The 879-nt window shown below is 71.9% G+C and carries 1 protein-coding gene; it reads right to left on the reverse strand.

Features of this window, described 5'->3' with window-relative positions:
* On the reverse strand, nucleotides 1–879 hold an 879-nt coding region (locus E0F75_RS39520), incomplete at both ends, for a polyketide synthase (RefSeq protein ID WP_267500088.1).

Consider the following 879-nt stretch of genomic DNA (forward strand, 5'->3'; position numbering starts at 1 on the left):
CTCCGCCTCCTCCGGCGCCTGCTCCAGGATCACGTGCGCGTTCGTACCGCTGACACCGAACGACGAGACACCGGCCCGGCGCACACGCTCCGTCTCCGGCCAAGCCCGGGACTCCGTCAGGAGCTCCACCGCACCGGCCGACCAATCCACCTCGGGCGTCGGCTCATCGACGTTCAGCGTCGCCGGAAGCACCCCACGCCGCATCGACTCGACCATCTTGATCACACCGGCGACACCGGCCGCGGCCTGCGCGTGCCCGATGTTCGACTTCAGCGAGCCGAGCCACAGCGGCCGGCCCTCCTCGCGCCCCTGCCCGTACGTGGCAAGCAGCGCCTGCGCCTCGATCGGGTCACCCAGCGTCGTCCCCGTACCGTGCGCCTCCACGACGTCGACATCCGCCGACGAAAGACCCGCACCGGCCAGCGCCTTGCGGATCACCCGCTGCTGCGCAGGACCGTTCGGAGCGGTCAGACCGTTCGACGCACCGTCCTGGTTCACCGCCGAACCCCGCACCACCGCGAGGACCTGGTGGCCGTTCTCGCGGGCGTCCGAGAGACGCTCAAGCAGCAGGACACCCACACCCTCCGCCCAGCCCGTGCCGTCGGCGGAGGAGGAGAAGGCCTTGATGCGGCCGTCGGCCGCGAGGGCGCGCTGCCGCGCGAAGCCGATGAAGGAGTCGGGTGTCGCCATGACGGCCACGCCGCCGGCGAGTGCCATCGTGCACTCGCCCTGCCGCAACGCCTGCGCCGCCAGGTGGATCGCGACGAGCGACGAGGAGCAGGCCGTGTCCACGGTCACCGCGGGACCCTCGAACCCGAACACGTACGACACACGGCCCGAGGCCACACTGCCCGCACTGCCCGTGCCCGCGAACCCCTC

Source organism: Streptomyces sp. CB02980 (assembly GCF_014451325.2).
Taxonomy (GTDB): domain Bacteria; phylum Actinomycetota; class Actinomycetes; order Streptomycetales; family Streptomycetaceae; genus Streptomyces.